Origin of the sequence: Actinacidiphila sp. bgisy160, from assembly GCF_965342435.1 — a bacterium.
In the GTDB taxonomy this organism is placed as follows: domain Bacteria; phylum Actinomycetota; class Actinomycetes; order Streptomycetales; family Streptomycetaceae; genus Actinacidiphila.
This window is the reverse complement of the sequence record NZ_CBDRCM010000003.1, coordinates 202427-224022: the sequence shown is the minus strand read 5'-3', so window position 1 is coordinate 224022 and position 21596 is coordinate 202427. Positions and strand designations below refer to the sequence as shown.

The window sequence follows — 21596 nt, the reverse complement described above, 5'->3', positions numbered from 1 at the left end:
GCGCCAACCTGGAGGCAATACCTCGTGCTGATCGCTCAGCGTCCGTCACTGACCGAAGAGGTCGTCGACGAGTTCCGCTCCCGGTTCGTGATCGAGCCGCTGGAGCCGGGCTTCGGCTACACCCTCGGCAACTCGCTCCGCCGCACCCTCCTGTCGTCGATCCCGGGTGCCGCCGTCACCTCGATCCGGATCGACGGCGTCCTGCACGAGTTCACCACCGTGCCGGGCGTCAAGGAGGACGTCACCGACCTCATCCTCAACATCAAGTCCCTGGTCGTCTCCTCGGAGCACGACGAGCCGGTCGTGATGTACCTGCGCAAGCAGGGCCCGGGTGTGGTCACCGCCGCCGACATCGCGCCCCCGGCCGGTGTCGAGGTGCACAACCCCGACCTCGTCCTGGCCACGCTGAACGGCAAGGGCAAGCTGGAGATGGAGCTGACCGTCGAGCGCGGTCGCGGCTACGTCTCCGCCGTCCAGAACAAGCAGCAGGGGCAGGAGATCGGCCGTATCCCGGTCGACTCCATCTACAGCCCGGTGCTCAAGGTCAGCTACAAGGTCGAGGCGACCCGTGTCGAGCAGCGCACCGACTTCGACAAGCTGATCGTCGACGTCGAGACCAAGCCCGCGATGCGTCCCCGTGACGCCGTGGCCTCGGCCGGCAAGACCCTCGTCGAGCTGTTCGGTCTCGCCCGCGAGCTGAACGTCGACGCCGAGGGCATCGACATGGGCCCGTCCCCGACGGACGCCGCCCTCGCCGCCGACATGGCGCTGCCGATCGAGGAGCTCGAGCTCACCGTCCGTTCCTACAACTGCCTCAAGCGCGAGGGTGTTCACTCGGTGGGTGAGCTCCTGGCGCGCTCCGAGGCGGACCTGCTCGACATCCGCAACTTCGGTGCGAAGTCGATCGACGAGGTCAAGGCGAAGCTGGCCGGCCTTGGCCTGGCCCTCAAGGACAGCCCGCCCGGATTCGACCCGACCGCCGCCGCCTTCGGCGCGGACGACCGCGCGGATGCGGGGTTCGTGGAGACCGACCAGTACTGAACCCCGCGCCAGGTCGCCGGGGGCCCGGGCCGCACCGGCCGGGACGCGGACGCCCGGGCCTGAGCATGTGACGGCCCCCTCGGAGATCGCTCCGAGGGGGCCGTTCGCTGCCTGGCGCCGCCTGGCCGGCCGTCTAGTCCGCGGCGCGCACCCGCGGAACGAACGGTGAAGGGGGCGGAGGTCTGTCGACCTCCGCCCCCTTCACTCAGGAGCGGCCTGTGGGGTCAGTTCACTCGGCGGAGGGGGCCGACTTCTTCTTACGGAGGAAGAAGACCGCGCCGCCACCGACGACGACCAGGGCGATCGCGATGCCGGCGATCACCGGGGTGGCGCTGCTCGAACCGGTCTCGGCGAGGTTGCCGCCGGTGGTGGAACCGGTGTCACCCGTGCCCTCCGAGGAGCCGCCGGCCGTGGCCGGGCTCGGCGAGGAGGACGGGGTGTCGCCGCCGTTGCCGGCGGTCTGGCAGTCGAGGACGCCCTCGAAGGTCTTCTCGAAGCCCTCGGGGCCGGTGATGGTGACCTTGTAGTGCTGGTCCTCGGCCACCGGCACGGTGATGGTCTCGGACTTGCCGGCCTCGACCGTGTACTCCTTGTCGGCCAGGTTGAAGGTGAACGGCTGGTCACCCTCGTTGGCGGCCGTCACGTCCAGGCCGTTCTTGGCGCAGTTGACCTCGGCGGAGACCGCCGGGATCGGGCCCTTGGCGGCCCAGGTGCCGGTCGCGGTCGCGGAGACCGAGCTGTCGCTGGAGCCGGCGAGGATCTGGACCTGCGTGGTGCTGTCGACCCCGGTGAAGGCGCGGCCGACCGGAAGCTTGGTGTTCGCGGTGGCCGTCAGCGAGGTCGTGCCGTCGGCGGTACCGGCGGCGACGTCGAAGTAGAGCTCGTCGCCGTCCTTCGCGGAGGTGACCGCGGTGCCGTTCTTGTCGGTGACCTTGACGCCGGAGGGGTTGCCGGGCGCGGGGCTCACCTGGACGGTGGAGGCGTTGGTGTGGACCTTGATCGGACCGAGCAGGTCACCGGCCTTGCCGGAGACCGCCGGCGGGTCGAGGGTCAGCGACGCCGCGGGCTCCTTGAGGTCCTTTGCGTGATCCTGCAGCCAGTCCGCGAGCTCCTCGGCGACCGGGTCGACGGCGGTCACGTCGGCCTTGTCGGAGAAGCGCCAGATGGCCACCTGGGTGCCGGCGGCGGCGAGCTTCTCGGTGAGCGGGCCGGACAGGGCCGCGGTCTTCTGCAGCGCCGCGAGGTCGTTCACCTGCGGGTAGGAGTTCTGCAGGATCCAGTTGATCTTGCCGGCGTCCGGGTTGTCATGGAGGCTCGACTCGTCCCAGGAGACCTCCTTGTAAGCGGCCTTGCCCTGGGTCGGGTTGTGCAGGTCGATGCAGTACGTCTGGATCGTGCCGCCGCCGTCGACGGACATCTCGAAGAGTCCGGCGCTGACGTCCTCCTTCTTGCCGCCGTCGTTGATGACAGCGGCGTCGAAGGTCTTCAGACCGCCGAGCGTGGCCGTCGCACCGGGCGCGGTGGGGGTCGCGTCGTCCGCGATGGCGGACCCGGCTACGGCTATGGAACCCGCGGCGAGGAGGCCGGAGGCCACCATCGCTACGGCAAGACGGGCAGTCCCCCGCCTCCGTACAGTGAACATGAATTTCCCCTCCGGGCGAGGCTGGTCGTGGGGGCAGGCCTCGCCGACAGCTGTGGATCCCCGCGGAAAGCCGGGGTACCGCTGAATCCTAGGAACCAACCGCACCAAAGCCACCAGGATTCACGGCCGCCCGGGAATCCGAATCTCAATCGTTACCCACGCGTAGGCATGAACGCGAAATTGTCGATAAATCATCGACGTTTTACCGCCGGCCGAACGCCCGGCTGTCCGGTTTATCCGGACAGCGCGGCCAGCGGATCGCCGGTGAACGGTTCACCGGCGGCCGCGGCGGAATTCGGAACCGAGAGTTCCGGATGGGCCGCGGACAGCCGCCGGAACGCCGAGGTGCCGCGTGTCAGATCGTGCCCGCAGGCGATCGCGTCGACGTCGGCCGAGATCCAGCGCTGACCGTCGCGCTCCTCCTCACGCACTCTCAGGCGCCCCTGCACGAGCAGCGGTTCGCCGACCCCGACCGAGGCCACCACGTTCTCCCCCAGCTGCCGCCAGGCCCACACCGTGTAGAAGCTGGTGTGCCCGTCGGACCAGCCGCCGCGCTCCCGGTCCCAGCGGCGCGCGGTCGTCGCCAGCCGGAACCTGGCGACCGGGACGCCCGTGGGCGTCTTCCGGAATTCCGGCCTGGTGGCCACATTCCCCACGACGGTGACCAGTGTGTCGTTCATTGCCGATGCTCCCCCGTTGTCGTCGCCGGCCGGCAGCCCCCTGCCGCCGGCCCCGCGATGGCTCCATGGTGCCCCTGCCGCGCCCGCCGTGGAGAAACCGGATTCAACCTGTGGATTACTGGCCTGTTGTGGACAACTCCGCCATCCGGAAGTGGTTTCCGGCGAGCACGCCGTACTGTTCCCGCACTTCCCGGTAACGCAGCAATTCCGCCGCCAGCGGTTCCAGCACCCGCGCCCGCCCGCAGTCGGCCGCCGCGTCGGCCATCCGCCGCTCCGCGGCCTGGCCGTACCGCCGGGCCGGGCCGCGGGCCGCGAACCGGCTCACCCGGGTGAGCAGCGGACCGCCCAGGCCGCCGACGGCCAGCAGCGCGGGCGGCAGCCACCACGGCAGCCGCAGCGCGTCCGCCGCCGTCACGATGCCTGACGCCAGCGCCGCCGTCGCGAGCAGCGCCAGCAGCCACTGCGCCGTGCCGACCACCGACCACCACCGGGGACGCAGCGGCTCGTCCGGCGCCGCCCGCTCCACCGCCGCGTCGAGCGCCTCCGGGAGCGTGCGGCCACCGCGGCGCGCGGCCTCACGCACCGCCTGCGCCCACGGAGCGGGCAGCCCCGCCACGGCCTCCGCCGCGACCGCGCGCACCGCCTCGTCGACGGACGCCCGGGACGCCGACAAAGCCGGGCGCCGTCCGTCCAGGGTGCCGTCGCACGACTGCGCGCCGCGTCCCCGGCGCAGCCGCCGCCACGGGGTGCCGCAGGCCTCGTCGGCGGCCCTGGCCCAAGCGCGTTCCGCCGCCCGGCCCGCCGCCGCGGCGCCCACGGCGTGCGCGAGGCTCGCCGTGAAGTCCTCGCGGGCCCGGTCGGTGAGCCCCGTCACCCCCTCGGAGACGTACAGCGGGCGCAGCCGCTCGGCGAGCCCGTCCACGTCCGCGGACAGCCGCCGGCTCGCGGCCGCGCGCTCGGCCACGACCTGGCCGATGGCCGACCTCAGCTCCGGCACTCCGTCACCGTTCAGTGCCGAGGTGGCCAGCACCATGGCGCCGTCCTCGCCGTGCTCGCCGACGGCGAGCCCGTCGTCGTCGAGCAGCCGGCGCAGGTCGTCCAGGACCTGTTCGACGGCCTCCTCGGGGAGCCGGTCGATCTGATTGAGGACGACGACGGTCACGTCGGCGTGCCCGGCCAGCGGCCGCAGGTAGCGCTCGTGCAGCGCGGCGTCCGCGTACTTCTCCGGGTCGAGCACCCACACGATCACGTCGACGAGCTTCAGCACCCGGTCCACCTGGTCGCGGTGGGCGGTCGCCGCCGAGTCGTGGTCCGGCAGGTCGAGCAGGACCAGGCCGGCGGGCCCGTCGTCCGTCCGTTCCGCCCCTTCGTCCAGGACGCTGTGCCGGGCGAACCGCGCCTTGGGTGCGATGCCGAGCCGGTCCAGGAGCCCGGAGGCGCCCCGGGGGTCCCAGGCACAGGCGACCGGGGCCGAGGTGGTCGGCCGGCGAACGCCGATCCGCGACAAGTCCAGTTCGGTCAACGCGTTGAACAGGGACGACTTCCCACTGCCCGTCGCCCCGGCCAGCGCAACCACCGTGTGGTCCGCGGAGAGCCGGCGCCGGTCGCCGACCCGTTCCAGCAGCTCCCCGGCCCCGTCGAGCGCCTCGTGGCTCACGCGGGTGCGCGACAGCCCGAGCAGTTCCGACAGCGCGTCCACCCGCTGCGTGAGCACCTGATCACCTCTCCTGGAGTCCGTACGACCTCTGCACCACGGAAAGCTCCGCGATCAGCGACGCCTGCTGGCCCGCCGTCACATCCAGCGCCTCCACGGGGAGCACCCGCAGTTCCCGCTCGGCGTCGAGCACGTCGGCGACGAGCCGGTCCAGCTCCTCGCGCGCCCGGTCGCCGGCCCGCAGCGCCGCGTGCGCGCCGACGAGGGAGGCGAGCCGCTCGCCCGCGACCGTGCCCTTGCGGCCACCGAGCACGGCGACCGCGATCAGAGCCGCCGCGTTCTGGGGGTCGACGCCCTCCGTGTTCCCGCGCACCGATTGGTGCGCGAGGCGGTTCACCGTGAACCCCCAGGTGTCGACAGCCTCCTCGATCCGCTCGGCGGCGTCGCCGGACGCCGACGCCGACTCCGAGTCGGCGTCCTCCGCCAGGACGGTGCCGGCGCGGTCAGCGCGCCAGGCGTCGAGGGTCCGCTCGTCGGCCGCCGCGACCTCGGTCCGCAGCAGGACCGCAAGGCTCTCGGCGAGGGCGGACAGCAGGGCCGCCGGGCCGCAGTCCGGATAGCCGCGCCAGCTGGCCAGGGCGTCCCCGGCGAGCAGCGCCCCGCCGTCGACGGCCTCCCGCACGCGCGACTCGGCCTCGTCGTAGGCGTCGTCCACGTGGCGGGTCAGGCGCACGGCCGCGGCATGCTGCGCGGCGGAGGCGCCGGCCAGCTCCGGGAGCCGGTTGCCGAGCGAGCCCAGGACCCCGGAGACGGTGCGCTGAGCCGCCTGGTGCCGCGCGGCCGGGTCCTCGGCACAGTGCGCCAGCCAGCTGCCGAGCGCCGCCACTGCGGTGTGCGGCAGCAGCCCGCCGGCCCCCGCCGACTCGGGCAGCTCGGGGACGGTGAACCGCGGCACGTCCCCGAGACCGGCCCGGGTCAGCAGGGCCGCGTAGTGCTGCGAGACGTCCTCGGCGATCTGGTGCGGCACCCGGTCCAGGACGGTGGCCAGGGTGACGTCGTACTCCTTGGCCGTGCGCAGGAGGTGCCACGGCACAGCGTCGGCGTAGCGCGCCGCGGTGGTCACCAGGATCCAGATGTCTGCCGCGCAGAGCAGTTCGGCGGCGAGTTCGCGGTTGCGGGAGACGAGGGAGTCGATGTCGGGCGCGTCCAGCAGGGCGAGTCCACGCGGCAGCGTGTCGTCGGTCTCCAGGCGCAGCCACAGCCTGGCCTCCTCCGCCTCGCGGTCCTCGTCGTTCCCTTCCGTCTCCTCCTCCCCCTCGGCGTCGGCCGCGGTCCGGGGCCGCGGCGCCCAGGCGCGGGCCAGGCCCGGCAGCACCCGCGGATCGGCGAACCAGGCACGGTCCTGGGGATGGCACACCAGCACCGGTGTGCGCGTCGTGGGGCGCAGCACACCCGCGTCACTCACACGCCGGCCGATCAGCGAGTTCACGAGCGTGGACTTGCCCGCTCCGGTCGAACCGCCCACCACCGCCAGCAGCGGCGCTTCGGGCGCCTTCAACCGGGGCACCAGATAGTCGTCGAGTTGCGCGAGCAGTTCCTGGCGTGTGCGGCGGGCCCTCTCGGCTCCGGGAAGGGGGAGGGGAAAGCGCGCGTTCGCGACGCGGTCGCGCAGCGCCGACAGCGCGTCGAGGAGTTCGGGCCGTACATCCAAGATCGCCACAGTGGCAGAATGCCCCATTTTGATGGGTTTTTGAAGCGTATTCCACCTAGTTCACGCCTTTCGGCCCGCAAGAGGGCCGAACGGGACGGAAGGGTCGGAAGAGTCACCGGCATAACGAGTGCACAACAGCCGTCGGCTGAGGCGTCAAAACTGGTGCGACATTCGCACCTGCCTGCGATTATCAGACCGCTTCACCGAACCTACACAACGTGTCATGAAGGCGAAGCAACCGGCCGCACATCAGCCGCGCCCTATCCTTGTCCCCGGCAAGGTCACGCAACCGTCGACACAAGGGGCGGGTTCGGTCGCGGCCAACGTCCGGCCCCCGTAGCTCAGTGGATAGAGCAGGCGCCTTCTAAGCGCTTGGCCGCAGGTTCGAGTCCTGCCGGGGGCACCCACTGCGCCCCTCCACATGGAGGGGCTTTTTTGCCGGTCAGAACCTTGCCACGCGGTACGCAGCTGCGCCTGACCACGCGGGTGATCACGAGAACCCTCCGGCGCCGTCCGGCTGTCGCCGGGTTTGCGCGGGTGGCTCTGTCGAATACGTGTCGAAGTTCCGGAACCGGTTCAGCGATCTTCGTCCGGCTCGGGGAGGTCTCCCCCGGCCTCGATCCGCCTCTGGTGATCCCTTAGCTGACCGGAGATACAACGCGCGTAGGTGGCAGGCAGGACGGGGACGCTGTTGCCCGCCCACTCGGCGACCTGCGTCGGCGGGACGCCCGCGTTGAGCCACGACGTCAGGCAGGTATGCCGCAGGTCATAGACGCGCTTGCCGAGCGGCGAGGCGAACTCTGCCGGCGCGAGCACCTGCTGCCGAGCGGTGCGCCAGGCGCGGCGAAAAACCGACCCCGCGAGAGTGTCCCCGTGCTCCCCCGGGAAGAGCAGATCCCCGGGCTTCAGGCCCTCGGCCTTCACGTGCTCCCGCAGGATGCGCGTCAGCGCCGGACGACACGGTACGACGCGGGTGTCGTCCTTGGCCCTGCCCTTCAGCCCGCGCACCTCATGGACCTTGCCGTATCCGTCCACTGCTTCCCCACCTCCGGCCGAGCGGTGTGGAGCAGCAGCTCGCCCCACTGGTCTTCGTCGTCCTCCACGGGCAGCCGGGCGTCCAGAACACGCATGGCCACTGCTTCCTCCGGCCGGGGCCCCGCGTACTACTAGAGCGTGGAGAAGAAGGCGTGCACCCGCCGGCCACCGCGGGGACGGCGCCAGATCCAGCCCAGGAGACTCGTGGCGTAACCCCCAGGCATCTGACAGAGCTGACCGATGTCTACGACTTCCTCGACGAGGTACGGCTGCGCCCGGGGATGTGGTGCGGGGAAGTTCCCTCCAACACCTGGAGTCGATGACTCTCGGGTACGGCGTGGCGATGAAGGTACATGACATCGAGGCAGGGTCCGAGGCCGGGGAAGCTGGTGATGATCTCGGCATCCGGGTGGGCCTCGAACGCCGCGATGGTGGCGGCTTCGAGTTCATCGGCTCTGGCGCAGGCCGCGTTGAACTGTCGGAGCAAGGCTTGGGTTTTGGCGCCCATGGCCTGTTCGACCAGTGGCGGTTGCTGCATCTGGGGTTCGCGCAGCAGGCGGTGGAGGCGTTCGACTTCGGGGGTGATCTCGCGTTGACGGCCGGCCTTGATGAGCAGGGCCCGCAGTCGCCGACGCCGGGTCCGGCCTGCCGGTGGGACCCAGACCGGGCATAGGATCGCCGCGATAGTGCAGGTCGGAGGCCGTCTCGCCAGAGTGAACCGACCGAACGGAAGACACCTTCAGGGGCCGGCCGGACCGGTTCACAGAAGGGTACGCGCGATGCGAGGGGGGATGAGCGCTGTGGGAATCCATATGCGTCAGCCCGGGGAGTACATCAGGCCTGCCGGCCGCATTCTGCTCAACGACTACGGCCGCCCGGCCGGACAGTACTACGCGTCTGGGGCGTACTACTTCCAGGAATCGCTGAGCAGGTTCTCCGTCGGCCAGAGCGTCGAAGCCGAGCTTGTGCCCGAACCGTCCAATCGGTGGGACGCGCGGGCGGTGGCATTCGACGTGGGGGGTCAGCGGGTTGCCTACCTGCCCGCGACGGCCGCGAAGATATGGCAGGACGTCATACGGGCGTGGAACGCTGCCGACTTCGCCGTGTACGTCGCGGCGGAGGTAAACCGCTGGGAAACCGATGACGGTACCCAGTTTGGGCTCACCGTGCCCAAGTGGGACTGGGAGACGCTCGTGACCTTGGCGGAGGCCGCCGGACTCCGGACGGCCTGGACCCGTGTCATGGAGGGACTCACCGACAAGCAGCGGCTCCTGATGCGGCAGGACGGCGGCTACACCCCGGACGAGTCGGTCCTGAAAGTGTTGCTGAGAAGGCGCGAGCAGTACCCCATGTTCCGCTGGGGCGGGAGTGCCGATGGTGGTCTGGGCGAACGGATGCCGTTCTGGTACGGCTATTTCGTCCGGGAGCAGATGCGGGAGGAGCACGAACAGCTCCGCTGGGCCCGATCGGTGAAGGCCTCCCTGCGGCGTGCGTTCAAGGACGAGATCGGGCGACGCAGGAAGCAGGAGCGGGAGCAGGAACGGCTGCTTCGTCTGGATCGCGAGGAGCAGGCGCTGCGGCTGCACGGGGAGGGTGTGGCGAATCGTGACATCGCCGCGCGGCTCGGCCTGTCTCCTCAACAGGTCGAGGGTCTCCTCTACCGTGTCCGCAAGGCCGCGGGGATCACGCTCCGACGCAATGAGGACCTGCAGAAGGAGCGGCGCCTTGCGGCGGCGGAGGCTCTGAGGCACAAGAGAGCGGGCCTGGCGAGGGCGGAGATCGGACGCGTCATGGGACGGTCCCTCGAGTCCGTCAAGGAGCTGCTGCAGGACGCGGTCTTCTACGAAGCCCCGGAAGACCATCCGGAGCGGCTGGCACTGGCCCGGCAGTGTGCCGGGCTTCGCGGCACGGGTCTGACTAAGGACGAGGTTCTGCAGAAGTTGGGCGGTACCCGGGGGAGGGCGCTGAGGGCGTTCCGGGACGCAAACTTCCTCGACGTCGTTGTCTCCGAGCCATTGGGGCGAGGCCGTGATGTCGACGTTTGAAGCGCGTCGGCTGTCCGGCCTCACGCTAGGACTTGTTCGGCCGGTCATGTGACTACTCGCTGTCTGGGTTTGATGTGGGCATGGGGCCAGTGACTCCCCTTCCATGGAAAGCCCGTCTCGGTTCAGGGAACGAGACGAGCCCCGTCGCTTCGCCACGGCGGGGCTCTGTCGTGCCCGAAGGTTCCGGGGGGGGCGAGCATGAAGCGCTTGGCCGCAGGTTCGAGTCCTGTCGGGGGCACCCTTGCCTGCCAGCACTTTGACAAAACCATTCGGAAGTTTCGAATGGCAGCTACGGCTGGAGAAGTTGTTGACTTCTTGGTGTTCGAACGAGTCCGTCGAACGGGAGTCCTGATTGTTTGATGACGGCCGCCTGACGGGCTGTCGGAATGTGACGCTTCTCCGCCATTTCGGCACGGCGTGGAAGGGGTCGGGACCGTATGCGGAACCCTCACGGAATCCCGCTCCCGCCCTCGGGGCGGTGAACCCCGTGCGAACCGCCCCCGGGCCCGCCGCTCCCCGCCGGTCCGCGGGGGGCCTCGTCACCGGGTGGCGTGGGTCCGGCCCAACCTCCCGGGCGCCATCAGCCGCCCCGGCGGCCGGACCCCGCGGTCCCGTACCGCGGGGTCGGAGTGCGAACCGGAGTCACCGGTGCCGAAGGAGACGGCGGAACATGCCGCGCGCTCCCCCTCGGCGGCAGCGCGGCGAGAGGTCAGTTCGCCTTGCGCAGGACCTCGGTGATCTTGCAGTCGATATCGCCGGCGGCGGGCTGGGACCCCTGGGCGCTCGTCGTCTCCTGGCTCCCCGCGGCCACGCCGGTCGCGGTCGCGACGGCCTGGGCGATGCGCGCTCCGCCGGCGTCCACGAACTCGATCTGCACCTGGTAGTCGGAGGTCTCCGAGCTGTGGTTGGTGATGGTCACCTCGGCGCTGGGCCACTTGCTGAAGCCGGCGAGACCGCACGAGGTGACCTTCGCGTCACCCGGGGCCGATGTGCGGCCGTCGGCCTCGGCCGGTGACGCGCTGACCGCGGTGGAGTCGTCCCCCGAACCACCCTTGTCGTCCCCGGTGTTGAGGGCGAAGGCGACGCTGCCGCCGACCACGACGACGATGGCGGCGATCCCGAAGCCGAGTATCTTCCCCGCGCCCGACTTCTTCGGTGGCCGGCTCCAGTCCGGATCCTGGGGCGGCGGGTAGTGGCCCGGTGGCGAGGCGTGCGACGACTGAGACATGGTGAACCCCCTGAGGCTCGGATGTGAAGACACCGTGGCAGAGCTTCACCATGCGCGCAGAGACAAGAGCTGTCTGTAACGTGCTCGTGACCGATCCGGTATAGATCATTCCTGATAAGTCTGTGCCGAGGGTCTGATCGTGCCGTCCGGAACGGGCCATGGCTCACCGGATGGCCGACGAGACGCCGTGCCTCGCCGGCCACCGGCCCGGGAAAGGTCAGCCGGTCAGGCCGCGACGCGTCAGCAGCGGCTCGATCCGCGGCGCACGGCCCCGGAAGCCCTCGAACGCGGCCATCGGCTCGACGCTGCCGCCGCGGGAGAGCAGCTCACGGCGGAAGATGTCGCCGCTCTCACGCCGCATGCCGCCGTTCTCCTTGAACCACTCCACGGTGTCGGCGTCGAGCACCTCACTCCAGATGTACGAGTAGTACCCGGCGCTGTAGCCGTGGGCGAAGATGTGCGCGAAGTAGGTGCTGCGGTAGCGCGGCGGGATCGCGGGGAGCGCGAGCCCGGCCTCCTTCAGGGCGGCGGCCTCGAACTCCTCCGTGTCGCCGGGGTCGTGACCGGCGGGGATGGTGTGCCAGGCCCAGTCGAGGACGGCGGCCGCCAGGTACTCCACGGTGCGGAAGCCCTGCCCGAAGCGCTCCGCGGCCTCCATCCGGGCCACCAGGTCGGCGGGCATGGGCTCGCCGGTCTCGTGGTGGCGTGCGTAGTGCGCCAGCACCTGCGGCCAGGTCACCCACATCTCGTTGACCTGGGAGGGGTACTCGACGAAGTCGCGCGGGACGGCCGTACCGGAGAAGAAGGGGTGACGGACGTCGGAGAACAGACCGTGCAGGGCGTGGCCGAACTCGTGGAAGAGAGTGTTGACCTCGTCGTAGGTGAGCAGCGCGGGCTCGCCGTCGGCGGGCTTGGCGACGTTGAGGTTGTTGACCACGACCGGCTTGCGGCCGAAGAGCGCGGACTGGTCGACCAGGCTGTTCATCCAGGCGCCGCCGCGCTTGGAGGCGCGGGCGAAGTAGTCGCCCAGGTAGAGGCCGAGGGGCGAGCCGTCGGCGTTGAAGACCTCGAAGACCCGGACGTCGGGGTGGTAGGCGGCGAGGTCGGGGCGCTCGGTGAAGCTCAGTCCGTAGACCTGGCCGGCGGCGTGGAAGACGCCGTCCCGCAGCACCCGGTCCAGCTCGAAGTAGGGGCGCATGGCGGCGGTGTCGATGTCGTACTCCGCCTTGCGGACCTTCTCCGACCAATACGTCCAGTCCCAGGCCGCGAAATCCTCCAGCCCGGAGGCGGCGGCCAGGGCGGCGGCCTCGCGCTCGGCGTTGGCGACGGCGGGCGGGATCAGACGGGCGAGCAGGGAGGTCACGGCCTCGGGCGTGCCGGCGGTCTGGTCGGCGACGACGTACGCGGCGTGGTTCTCGTAGCCGAGCAGGGCGGCGCGCTCGGCGCGCAGCCGGGCGAGCCTGACGGTGAGTTCGCGGTTGGAGGTCAGGCCGCGGCCGAGCGAGGCCTCCAGCAGGCGCCGGCGCAGGGCCCGGTCGTCGAGGGCGGCGAGCTCGGACTGGTTGGAGAAGTTCTTCAGGCTGATGACGTACTTGCCGTCGTGGCCGAGGGCAGTGGCGTTGGCGGCCGCGGCGGCAACGGCGTCGGCGGACAGACCGGCCAGCTCGTCGGCACTGCCGAGGACGAGGGCGGCGGCCTTGGTGTCGGCGAAAAGGTTCTGCTCGAAGGCGGTGGAGGCCTCCGCGATCTCCGCGTTGAGCGCCCTCAGCCGCTCGCGGCCCTCCTCGGTGAGTTCGGCGCCCGCGCGGACGAAGCGGGTGTGGTAGCGCTCCAGCAGCCTCAGCCCCTCGGCCTCCAGACCGAGTTCCTGCCGCCCCTCGTACAGCGCCTTGACGCGGGCGTACAGGGCGGGGTCGAGGTGGATGGCGTCGGCGTGGGCGGCGAGGGCGGGGTTGATCCTGGCCTCGATCTCCTGGATGCCCGGGCCGGTGTCGGCACTCGCGCGGTTGAAGAAGACCTTCGACACGCGGTCCAGCAGGTCTCCGGAACGCTCCAGGGCGACGATCGTGTTCTCGAAGCTGGGCGGTTCGGGGTTCGCCGCGATGGCCTCGGTCTCGGCGAGCTGCTCGGCCATCCCCTGTTCGAAGGCGGGAAGGTAGTGCTCCTCGCGGATGTCCGCGAACGGCGGGAGCTCGTACGGAAGGGTGCTCGGACTGAGGAAGGGATTCGTCGAGGTCACGCCACCGACCTTACGCCCGGTGCCTGCCGCCCGGACGTGCCCTTCCCTAGGATGCCCGGATGGCGGCCACGCTTACGGACGGCCGGGTCGAGCGCGGCAACCGGACCCGTCGGCTGGTGCTCGACCGCACCATGGCGATCGCCTCGGTCGAGGGTCTGGAGGGGCTGTCGCTGGGCCGGCCGGCGACCGAGCTCGGGCTCTGCAGGAGCGGGGGTTCGCCCTGTCGGTTCGAAGGAGGAGCTGCAGCTCGCCACCGTGCGGGCGGCCCGCGAGGGGCACATCCGGCAGGTGGTGGAGCCGGCGCGGGAGCTGCCCGCGGGGCTGACGCGGGTGCGGCGGCTGTGCGAGTCGTGGCTGGACCGCTCGCGGCGGCGGGTCTTCCCGGGTGGCTGCTTCCTGCTCGCGGTGTCGGCGGAGTTCGACGCGCGTACCGGGCCGGTGCACGATGTGGCCGCCCAGGCCCGGCGGGCGGACCGGCTGCGCGCGGACGCCGACATCCCGCTGCTGGCCTTCGAGCTGATCGCGCTGAGGGACACCGGCACCCTGCAGTCGGGGCTCTTCGACGACGCCACGGCCCACGCCCGGGCGGGCACCGCCACCATCAACCGCCTCAGGGCCCTGGCCGACGGGAGGTCGGCCGACGCGGAAGTCCCCTCGCTGCCGGCTCGGTTCGAGGGCTGAGGGGGGCTGGGCATTCCGCACGCGGACGGCTTCTCCGACAATCGGGGAGGCCGGTCACGCGTCCGCCACGTTTGTCACCGTTACACGGGCTTCGCGTCACAGACGATCAACAGCCCCTTCCGCGCCTGATCGCATGTCGTTGTCCCGGCGAGGCCGGCCGTCCCCGAGGCCGGCGCATGGGAGGTGCGTGGAAGATGACGGACCGGACCCTCTGGTCGTACGCCGAGATCGCCGCTCACATCCGGGTGCAGGTCGACACCGTGCGCTCGTACCGCAAGCACGGCCACTTGCCGCCCCCCGATGTCGTGGAGGGCGGGAAGCCGTTCTGGTACGCGGACACGGTCCGTCTGTGGAACTCCCGGCGCCCCGGGAACCGCGGACGCCGGGAGTTCGGCTGACGTCGGCCCCGCCGCCGATCAGCCCGGGCGGGCCGGCTCCGGGTGCGGGTGCGGTACGGGCTCCTCCCGCGCGGGGGCCCGGCCCGGGTCCTCGCCCTCGCTCAGCCCGAACCGGTCGTGCAGCGCCTTCAGCGGCCGCGGCGCCCACCAGGTGGCCCACCCGGTCAGCCGCATCACGGCGGGCACGAGCAGGGTCCGCCCACCATCGCGTTCGCCCTGAGACGAAGGCCGGCACGGCCCGCTCCCGCGGCGGCCGGCCTCAGCCCCGCAGCGCCCGGTCCGCCGGCTCCCCCTGCGGGGCGTCCGCCTCCGGCGCGTCCCCCTCCGGGCCCGCGGGGCCGCCGGTGGCCACCACACGTCCGGGGGACGCCGTACCCGCCCGGGCCGAGCGGCGCCCGGAGAACCTCTGCGCCACACCGCCGATTCCGGCCACGGCCAGCGAGACGCCCAGGCCCAGCGCGACGGCGTAGAGCGAGTCGGACATGGCGAGACCGCCGAAGTAGCCCAGGCCCACCGAGTACGTCGCCCAGACCCCCTCGGCCACACCCGCGCCGATCAGATAGCGGCGGGCCGGGTAGCGCACGATGCCCGCCGAGAGGCCGCCGACGACCCTCCCGCTGGGCAGGAAGCGGACGGCGATCACGAAGGGCACGCCGTGCCGCTGTATCCGCACGCTGGCCCACTCCAGCAGCGCCCGGCGCCGCGGCCGCCGGTAGAGCCGGGTCAGCACTCGGCCGCTGACGGCGCGGCCGGTGCGGTGGATCAGCAGGTCGCCCGCGAGGGCGCTGCCGGCGACGACCAGCAGGACGAGGGCGATGTCCAGCCGCCCCTGGGCGGCGAGCACACCTCCGGCGACCAGGAGCGCCGCGTTGGGCACCAGAGGCGGCGCGGTGGTGGCAGCGAGCACCGCGTACGCCCAGAGGACGTGGCCGTCCCGCAGATACCCCTCGAGGCCCGCGGTGAAGTCGAGGGCCGACACGATCCGTCCAACGTCCATGCGGCCGCCCCTCTTCCCGCCCCGGCCCGTCCCCCGCGTCCCGTCCCAGGCCTCAACGCTCGCAGGGCCGCGACGCAGGGGGCAAGGCGGTTTCGCCGGGATCGGGGCATTCCCAGGGTTTTCCCTGGGGCACCTCATCCTCAGGTACGGGGCCGGAAGGGCCGGCTGTGGCCCGGGGAGTACGCCCGGCGTACTCCCCGGGGCCGCGGTCCCGCGGCTCAGCGGCCGAGCAGTTCGCCGCCGTTGCACTGCAGGATCTCGCCGGTGATGAAGCCGGCCTCGGGGGAGGCGAGGAAGACCACCGCGGAGGCGACGTCCTCGGGCCGTCCCACCCGCCCCACCAGGGTCCGGCCGGCCCTGCGCGTCAGCTCGGCGGCGTCGAGCCGGGCGCCGAAGAACTCGGTGCCCGCGACCGTGCCGGGGGCGACGATGTTGCAGGTCACGCCGCGCGGGCCGAGCTGGGCTGCCAGGGAGTGGTTCCAGGCGTGCAGGGCGGCCTTGGAGGCCCCGTAGGAGCCGCCGCCGCGCAGCGCGGCCACGGACGTGACGGTGATGACCCGGCCGCCCTCGGGGAGCCGGTCACGTACGGATTCGGTCACCAGGACGGCGGTGAGGACGTTGCGCTCGAAGTCGCCGCGCCAGCGGGCCAGCACCCCGTGCGGGCCGGCCCCGATCGCGAGCTCCCGGCTGCCCGCGTTGTTGACCAGGACGTCGATACGGCGGGGGAGCCGCTCCAGGGTCGCCTCCACGTCGTCGGGGTCGGCGAGGTCGCAGACGACCGGGGTGACGTCGTAGCCGTGCAGGGAGCGCAGCTCATCGGCGGTGGCGCGCAGCACCTCGCGCCGCCGGCCGACGATGGTCACGTGGTCGCCGGCCTCGGCGAAGAGGGTGGCCACCGACCGGCCGATGCCCGTTCCCCCGCCGGTCACCACGACGTGCCGGCCCACACTTGCGTTCTGCGACATCACGCTCCGCCCCTCGAGGAGGGACAGCACGTTACGGGACGGGGGCCACGCGACCGACACGGGGGTCTGTCATGATGCGGATGACGTAGGAGATGCGTAGCCGAGACTGAGGTCACACTGGCTGGAACGTAACCTTTTGGTTTACGAGGGGGTCTATCCCAGCGAAGACACCGGGCTCCCGGCGGACTCGGTGAGATGATGAGCGGGTTGTCTTTGGGGGACAGCCCGGTCGCCATGCCGGGGCGAACTGCCCGGAGAGCTTTGAGCGGCCCTCCCGGGTGGCTTGGCCCGGCTGGGCGAGCGCACCCAAAGAACGCCCGGTACGGACCCGTGGGGGGATCCGCTCCGGGAAACGGGAGCGCCCCGTGCCGAACCCGTGGGGGGATTCGGCGCGGGGCGTTTCTCTGTGCGCGGGGCGCGGGGCGTCAGCGGGCCTCGACCGGGACGTAGTCCCGCTCGACGATGCCCGTGTAGACCTGGCGCGGACGACCGATCCGGGAACCCGGCTCGGTGATCATCTCGTGCCACTGGGCGATCCAGCCGGGGAGCCGGCCGAGCGCGAAGAGCACCGTGAACATCGTGGTCGGGAAGCCCATGGCCCGGTAGATCAGGCCGGTGTAGAAGTCGACGTTCGGGTACAGGTTGCGCGAGACGAAGTAGTCGTCGCTGAGGGCGTGCTCCTCGAGCTTCAGCGCGATGTCCAGCAGCTGGTCGGACTTGCCGAGGGCGGAGAGCACGTCGTGGGCGGCGGCCTTGATGATCTTCGCCCGGGGGTCGAAGCTCTTGTAGACCCGGTGGCCGAAGCCCATCAGCCGGACGCCGTCCTCCTTGTTCTTCACCTTGCGGATGAAGGCGTCCACGTCGCCGCCGTCGGCCTGGATGGCCTCCAGCATCTCCAGGACGCTCTGGTTGGCGCCGCCGTGCAGCGGGCCCCACAGGGCGTTGATGCCCGCGGAGATCGACGCGAACAGGTTGGCCTGCGAGGAGCCGACCAGGCGGACGGTGGAGGTGGAGCAGTTCTGCTCGTGGTCCGCGTGCAGGATGAGGAGCTTGTCCAGGGCGTCGACGACGACCGGGTTGAGCTCGTACTCCTCGGCGGGCACGGCGAAGGTCATCCGCAGGAAGTTCTCGACGTAGCCGAGGTCGTTGCGCGGGTAGACGAAGGGGTGTCCGATCGACTTCTTGTAGGCGTACGCGGCGATCGTCGGCAGCTTGGCGATGAGCCGGATCGTCGACAGGTAGCGCTGCTTCTCGTCGAACGGGTTGTGGCTGTCCTGGTAGAAGGTCGACAGCGCGCTGACCACGGAGGACAGCATCGCCATCGGGTGGGCGTCCCGCGGGAAGCCCTGGAAGAACCGTTTGACGTCCTCGTGGAGGAGCGTGTGCTGGGTGATGTCGCCGCGGAAGGCGGCGAGCTCGTCGACGGTGGGGAGCTCACCGTTGATGAGAAGGTACGCGGTCTCCAGGAAGGTGCCGCGCTCGGCGATCTGCTCGATGGGGTAACCGCGGTAGCGGAGGATTCCCTGCTCGCCGTCGAGGTAGGTGATCGCGGACTTGTAGGCCGCGGTGTTGCCGTAGCCGCTGTCCAGGGTGACCAGGCCGGTGTCGGCTCGCAGCTTGCCGATGTCGAAGCCGTTGTCACCAACGGTGCCCTCGATCAACGGGTAGCTGTGTTCGCTGTCCCCGTACCGCAGTACTACAGAGTTGTCGCTCACGTCATTCCCTCACCGACGTCGTGCCTCTTCTTCGAGGTTTGTAGGTGCCCTGACTACCCCTACTGTCCCCCATTTGGCGTGACCACGTGCACTCGGGGTCGGCCGAGGAGCCGAATGGTGGCACCCAGTGCCTATTTTGCCGCCCGCGCCAGCCGGTGGTCGAGCGCCGTGAAGCGCCTGCCTGCGGAGACCGTGCGGACCGCCTGGCCGATCGCCCTGCGGGAACCCACGAGCACGACCAGCCTCTTTGCCCGGGTAACAGCGGTATAGAGCAGGTTCCGCTGGAGCATCATCCACGCCCCGGTGGTGACAGGGATCACCACGGCGGGATACTCGCTGCCCTGTGACCGGTGGATCGTCACCGCGTAGGCGTGCGCCAGCTCGTCCAGCTCGTCGAAGTCGTAAGGAATCTCCTCGTCCTCGTCGGTCAGTACGGTGAGCCGCTGCTCCACGGTGTCCAGGGAGGTGACGACCCCCACCGTTCCATTGAAGACGCCGTTGGCGCCTTTTTCATAGTTGTTCCTGATCTGCGTCACCTTGTCGCCGACGCGGAAGGTGCGGCCGCCGAACCGCCGCTCCGGCAGGTCGGGGCGGGCCGGGGTGACGGCCTGCTGCAGCAGCCCGTTCAGCACGCCGGCGCCCGCGGGGCCCCGGTGCATGGGGGCGAGCACCTGGACGTCGCGGCGTGGGTCGAGGCCGAACCGGCGCGGGATGCGGCGGGCCGCCACGTCCACCGTGAGCCGGGCCGTCTCCTCACCGTCCTCCTCCACGAAGAGGAAGAAGTCGTCCAGCCCCTGGGTGACCGGGTGGGCTCCGGAGTTGATCCGGTGCGCGTTGGTCACCACGCCGGACTCCTGGGCCTGCCGGAAGATACGGGTCAGCCGGACCGACGGGACGGGGCCGCCCTCGGCCAGCAGATCGCGCAGCACCTCACCGGCGCCGACGCTGGGCAGCTGGTCCACATCGCCGACGAAGAGCAGGTGAGCCCCCGGCGGCACGGCCTTGACCAGCTTGTTCGCCAGCAGCAGGTCGAGCATCGAGGCCTCGTCGACGACGACCAGATCGGCGTCGAGGGGCCGGTCCCGGTCGTAGGCGGCGTCGCCGCCCGGCTTGAGCTCCAGCAGCCGGTGGACCGTCGAGGCCTCGGCCCCGGTCAGCTCGGCCAGCCGCTTGGCCGCCCTGCCGGTGGGCGCGGCCAGCACGACCTTGGCCTTCTTCGCCTGCGCCAGCGCCACCACGGACCTGACCGTGAAGGACTTGCCGCAGCCCGGGCCGCCGGTCAGCACGGCGACCTTCTCGGTGAGCGCCAGCCGCACCGCCTGCTGCTGCTCGGGGGCGAGGTCCGCACCCGTCCGTCCGGCGAGCCAGGTCAGCGCCTTGTCCCAGTCGACATCGCGGAAGGCGGGCATCCGGTCCTCCGTACCGCGCAACAGCCGCAGCAGCGAGCCGGCCAGGGAGATCTCCGCCCGGTGGAAGGGCACCAGATACACCGCGCGCACCGGGTCCTCACCGCCGTCGGGGGCGGGCACGGGCTCGACGACCACGCCCTCCTCGCCGGCCAGCTCCGCGAGGCAGTCGATCACCAGGCCGGTGTCCACCTGGAGAAGCTTCACCGCGTCGGACAGCAACCGCTCCTCGGGCAGGAAGCAGTTGCCGCTGTCGGTCGCCTGCGACAGGGCGTACTGCAGGCCTGCCTTGACGCGCTCGGGGCTGTCGTGCGGGATGCCGACAGCCCGCGCGATGCGGTCCGCGGTGAGGAAGCCGATGCCCCAGACGTCGGCCGCCAGCCGGTAGGGCTGGTTCTTCACCACGGAGATCGAGGAGTCCCCGTACTCCTTGTAGATCCGCACCGCGATCGAGGTGGACACGCCCACACCCTGGAGGAAGACCATGACCTCCTTGATGGCCTTCTGCTCCTCCCAGGCGGCGCCGATCAGCTTGGTGCGCTTGGGACCCAGGCCCGGGACCTCCACCAGCCGGGCCGGCTCCCGCTCGATGACCTCCAGGGTGTCGGTGCCGAAGTGCTCGACGATCCGCTCGGCGATCCGCGGGCCGATTCCCTTGATCAGCCCGGAGCCGAGGTAGCGCCGTATGCCCTGGATCGTGGCCGGGAGGACGGTGGTGTAGTTCTCCACGGTGAACTGCTTGCCGTACTGCGGGTGGGAACCCCAACGGCCCTCCATGCGCAGCGACTCGCCCGGCTGGGCGCCCAGCAGCGAGCCGACCACGGTCAGCAGGTCGCCGCCGCCCCGGCCGGTGTCGACCCGGGCGACCGTGTACCCGTTCTCCTCATTGGCGTACGTGATCCGCTCCAGGACGCCCTCGACGACGGCCAGTCTCAACTCCCCCACGGCGCGGGCCACCTCCCCGGATCTGCGATGTGATCCGACCGTACCGCCCGGCCCCGACAGGCCGCCGGGGGCTGTGGACAACTCCGTCCGGCCGGGCCCTGGAATATAACAATCCGGTTTCGTGCTCTTGCCCTGGAGCATGTAATCGATTCCAATCCTCCTTGTAATCGATTCCACGAGGAGGTGGGACGGGTGGCGAGCATCAAGGACGTGGCATCACGCGCCGGTGTCTCCGTCGCGACGGTCTCCCGCGTGCTCAACGACCACCCCGCGGTCCGCCCCGACACCCGCACCCGGGTGCTGGAGGCGGTGGCCGAACTCGGCTACCGGCCCAACGCGGTGGCGCGCTCGCTGCGCACTGACCAGACCCGGACGCTGGGCCTGGTCATCAGCGACGTGCTGAACCCCTTCTTCACCGAGCTCGCCCGCTCCGTGGAGGACGAGGCCAGGGCGCTGGGCTACAGCGTGATCATCGGCAACGCCGACGAGCGGCCGGAGCAGCAGGACCACCACATCCGCACGCTGCTGGACCGCCGCATCGACGGACTGCTGGTCAGCCCCACCGACGGCGGTTCCCCGCTGATACTGGACGCGGTGCGCTCCGGCACGCCGATGGTCTTCGTCGACCGCTGGATCCCCGGTATCGGCAACGACGTCCCGGTGGTCCGCACCGACGGCTGCGACGCGGTGCGCGACCTGGTCGCCCACCTTCACGGCCTGGGCCACCGCCGGCTGGCGATCATCGCCGGCCCCGCCGCGACCACCACCGGCCGCGAGCGCGTGCGGGCCTTCCGCGAGGCGCTGGCGGCCTTCGGCCTGCCGCTGCCCGACGAGTACATCGGCCAGGGCGACTTCCAGGCGGACAGCGGCCGCCGGGCCACCGCCCGCTTCCTGGACCTGCCGGTCCCGCCGGACGTCGTCTTCGCCGCGGACAATCTGATGGCGCTCGGCGCCATGGACGAGATCCGTGCCCGCGGCCTGCGCGTGCCCGACGACATCGCGCTCGCCGCCTTCGACGACATCCCGTGGTTCCTCCATACCGATCCGCCGATCACCGCGATCGCCCAGCCCACGGGCGAGCTCGGCCGCGCGGCCGTGCGGTCGCTGATCGACCGGGTGGAGGGCAGGCCGGCGCCGTCGGTCACCGTGTCCGCCCGCCTCGTTGTCCGCCGCTCCTGCGGCGCGTCCGAAGGGAGTCCCCGTTGAGCACGAGC

General features: G+C 71.1%; 18 protein-coding genes, 1 tRNA gene and 1 pseudogene. 7 read left to right on the top strand and 13 right to left on the bottom strand.

The window, feature by feature from the left end:
* Nucleotides 1-24 precede the first annotated feature (24 nt).
* Nucleotides 25-1041 carry a DNA-directed RNA polymerase subunit alpha gene (locus ACRWNP_RS05495; RefSeq protein ID WP_431959790.1) on the top strand — a complete coding sequence of 339 codons (1017 nt, stop codon included), beginning with the start codon at nucleotides 25-27 and terminating at the stop codon, nucleotides 1039-1041.
* Nucleotides 1042-1270: 229 nt separating this feature from the next.
* Here ACRWNP_RS05495 and ACRWNP_RS05490 read toward each other — a convergent pair whose 3' ends face one another.
* From ACRWNP_RS05490 to ACRWNP_RS05475, 4 genes are all read right to left on the bottom strand, one after another.
* Nucleotides 1271-2683, bottom strand: coding sequence for an LAETG motif-containing sortase-dependent surface protein (locus tag ACRWNP_RS05490; protein WP_431959789.1), 1413 nt, complete (start codon nucleotides 2681-2683; stop codon nucleotides 1271-1273).
* A gap of 233 nt (nucleotides 2684-2916) precedes the next feature.
* Complete coding sequence (gene ssb, locus ACRWNP_RS05485; RefSeq protein WP_431959788.1) at nucleotides 2917-3363, bottom strand: single-stranded DNA-binding protein; 447 nt, start codon at nucleotides 3361-3363, stop codon at nucleotides 2917-2919.
* A 115-nt stretch (nucleotides 3364-3478) separates the two neighbouring features.
* Nucleotides 3479-5077 (bottom strand): GTPase, encoded by a 1599-nt coding sequence (locus tag ACRWNP_RS05480; protein WP_431959787.1) that lies wholly within the window; start codon nucleotides 5075-5077, stop codon nucleotides 3479-3481.
* A gap of 4 nt (nucleotides 5078-5081) precedes the next feature.
* Nucleotides 5082-6755: a dynamin family protein gene (locus ACRWNP_RS05475; RefSeq protein ID WP_431959786.1), complete on the bottom strand. Its 1674-nt coding sequence runs from the start codon at nucleotides 6753-6755 to the stop codon at nucleotides 5082-5084.
* Between the two features lie 303 nt (nucleotides 6756-7058).
* Here ACRWNP_RS05475 and ACRWNP_RS05470 point away from each other — a divergent pair.
* Nucleotides 7059-7131: transfer RNA gene (locus ACRWNP_RS05470), tRNA-Arg, on the top strand.
* Nucleotides 7132-7304: 173 nt separating this feature from the next.
* On the opposite strand, the gene ACRWNP_RS05465 is transcribed toward ACRWNP_RS05470, so the two are convergent.
* Together ACRWNP_RS05465 and ACRWNP_RS05460 are read right to left on the bottom strand one after the other, a co-directional pair.
* Nucleotides 7305-7763 (bottom strand): hypothetical protein, encoded by a 459-nt coding sequence (locus tag ACRWNP_RS05465; RefSeq protein WP_431959785.1) that lies wholly within the window; start codon nucleotides 7761-7763, stop codon nucleotides 7305-7307.
* The gene (locus tag ACRWNP_RS05460; protein ID WP_431959784.1) at nucleotides 7724-7858 is read right to left on the bottom strand and encodes a hypothetical protein; all 135 of its coding nucleotides are present in this window, start codon (nucleotides 7856-7858) and stop codon (nucleotides 7724-7726) included. The genes ACRWNP_RS05465 and ACRWNP_RS05460 overlap by 40 nt, the downstream gene beginning before the upstream one ends.
* A gap of 248 nt (nucleotides 7859-8106) precedes the next feature.
* On the opposite strand from ACRWNP_RS05460, the gene ACRWNP_RS05455 reads away from it, so the two are divergent.
* A complete protein-coding gene (locus ACRWNP_RS05455; protein WP_431959783.1) occupies nucleotides 8107-8436 on the top strand; it encodes a hypothetical protein in 330 nt (109 codons plus the stop codon).
* A 118-nt stretch (nucleotides 8437-8554) separates the two neighbouring features.
* The gene (locus tag ACRWNP_RS05450; protein WP_431959782.1) at nucleotides 8555-9808 is read left to right on the top strand and encodes a hypothetical protein; all 1254 of its coding nucleotides are present in this window, start codon (nucleotides 8555-8557) and stop codon (nucleotides 9806-9808) included.
* Nucleotides 9809-10517: 709 nt separating this feature from the next.
* Here the strand turns inward: ACRWNP_RS05450 and ACRWNP_RS05445 are convergent.
* Both ACRWNP_RS05445 and ACRWNP_RS05440 read right to left on the bottom strand, forming a co-directional pair.
* Nucleotides 10518-11036: an FxLYD domain-containing protein gene (locus ACRWNP_RS05445; RefSeq protein WP_431959781.1), complete on the bottom strand. Its 519-nt coding sequence runs from the start codon at nucleotides 11034-11036 to the stop codon at nucleotides 10518-10520.
* 217 nt (nucleotides 11037-11253) lie between these two features.
* Complete coding sequence (locus tag ACRWNP_RS05440; RefSeq protein ID WP_431959780.1) at nucleotides 11254-13275, bottom strand: M3 family metallopeptidase; 2022 nt, start codon at nucleotides 13273-13275, stop codon at nucleotides 11254-11256.
* Nucleotides 13276-13530: 255 nt separating this feature from the next.
* On the opposite strand from ACRWNP_RS05440, the gene ACRWNP_RS05435 reads away from it, so the two are divergent.
* Complete coding sequence (locus ACRWNP_RS05435; RefSeq protein WP_431959779.1) at nucleotides 13531-13956, top strand: TetR family transcriptional regulator C-terminal domain-containing protein; 426 nt, start codon at nucleotides 13531-13533, stop codon at nucleotides 13954-13956.
* Nucleotides 13957-14150: 194 nt separating this feature from the next.
* Nucleotides 14151-14354, top strand: a complete 204-nt coding sequence (locus tag ACRWNP_RS05430) for a MarR family transcriptional regulator (protein WP_431959778.1) — start codon at nucleotides 14151-14153, stop codon at nucleotides 14352-14354.
* An 18-nt stretch (nucleotides 14355-14372) separates the two neighbouring features.
* Here ACRWNP_RS05430 and ACRWNP_RS05425 read toward each other — a convergent pair.
* The 5 genes and pseudogenes from ACRWNP_RS05425 to recD2 all read right to left on the bottom strand — a co-directional run.
* Nucleotides 14373-14552: pseudogene (locus tag ACRWNP_RS05425) on the bottom strand (hypothetical protein); the annotation flags it as partial.
* 61 nt (nucleotides 14553-14613) lie between these two features.
* Nucleotides 14614-15351, bottom strand: a complete 738-nt coding sequence (locus ACRWNP_RS05420) for a DedA family protein (RefSeq protein WP_431959777.1) — start codon at nucleotides 15349-15351, stop codon at nucleotides 14614-14616.
* Between the two features lie 218 nt (nucleotides 15352-15569).
* The gene (locus ACRWNP_RS05415) at nucleotides 15570-16316 is read right to left on the bottom strand and encodes an SDR family NAD(P)-dependent oxidoreductase (protein WP_431959776.1); all 747 of its coding nucleotides are present in this window, start codon (nucleotides 16314-16316) and stop codon (nucleotides 15570-15572) included.
* Between the two features lie 425 nt (nucleotides 16317-16741).
* Nucleotides 16742-18031, bottom strand: coding sequence for a citrate synthase (locus ACRWNP_RS05410; RefSeq protein WP_431959775.1), 1290 nt, complete (start codon nucleotides 18029-18031; stop codon nucleotides 16742-16744).
* Nucleotides 18032-18162: 131 nt separating this feature from the next.
* Nucleotides 18163-20382, bottom strand: coding sequence for an SF1B family DNA helicase RecD2 (gene recD2, locus ACRWNP_RS05405; RefSeq protein ID WP_431959774.1), 2220 nt, complete (start codon nucleotides 20380-20382; stop codon nucleotides 18163-18165).
* A gap of 192 nt (nucleotides 20383-20574) precedes the next feature.
* On the opposite strand from recD2, the gene ACRWNP_RS05400 reads away from it, so the two are divergent.
* Nucleotides 20575-21588 carry a LacI family DNA-binding transcriptional regulator gene (locus ACRWNP_RS05400; protein WP_326575975.1) on the top strand — a complete coding sequence of 338 codons (1014 nt, stop codon included), beginning with the start codon at nucleotides 20575-20577 and terminating at the stop codon, nucleotides 21586-21588.
* Nucleotides 21589-21596: the final 8 nt, after the last annotated feature.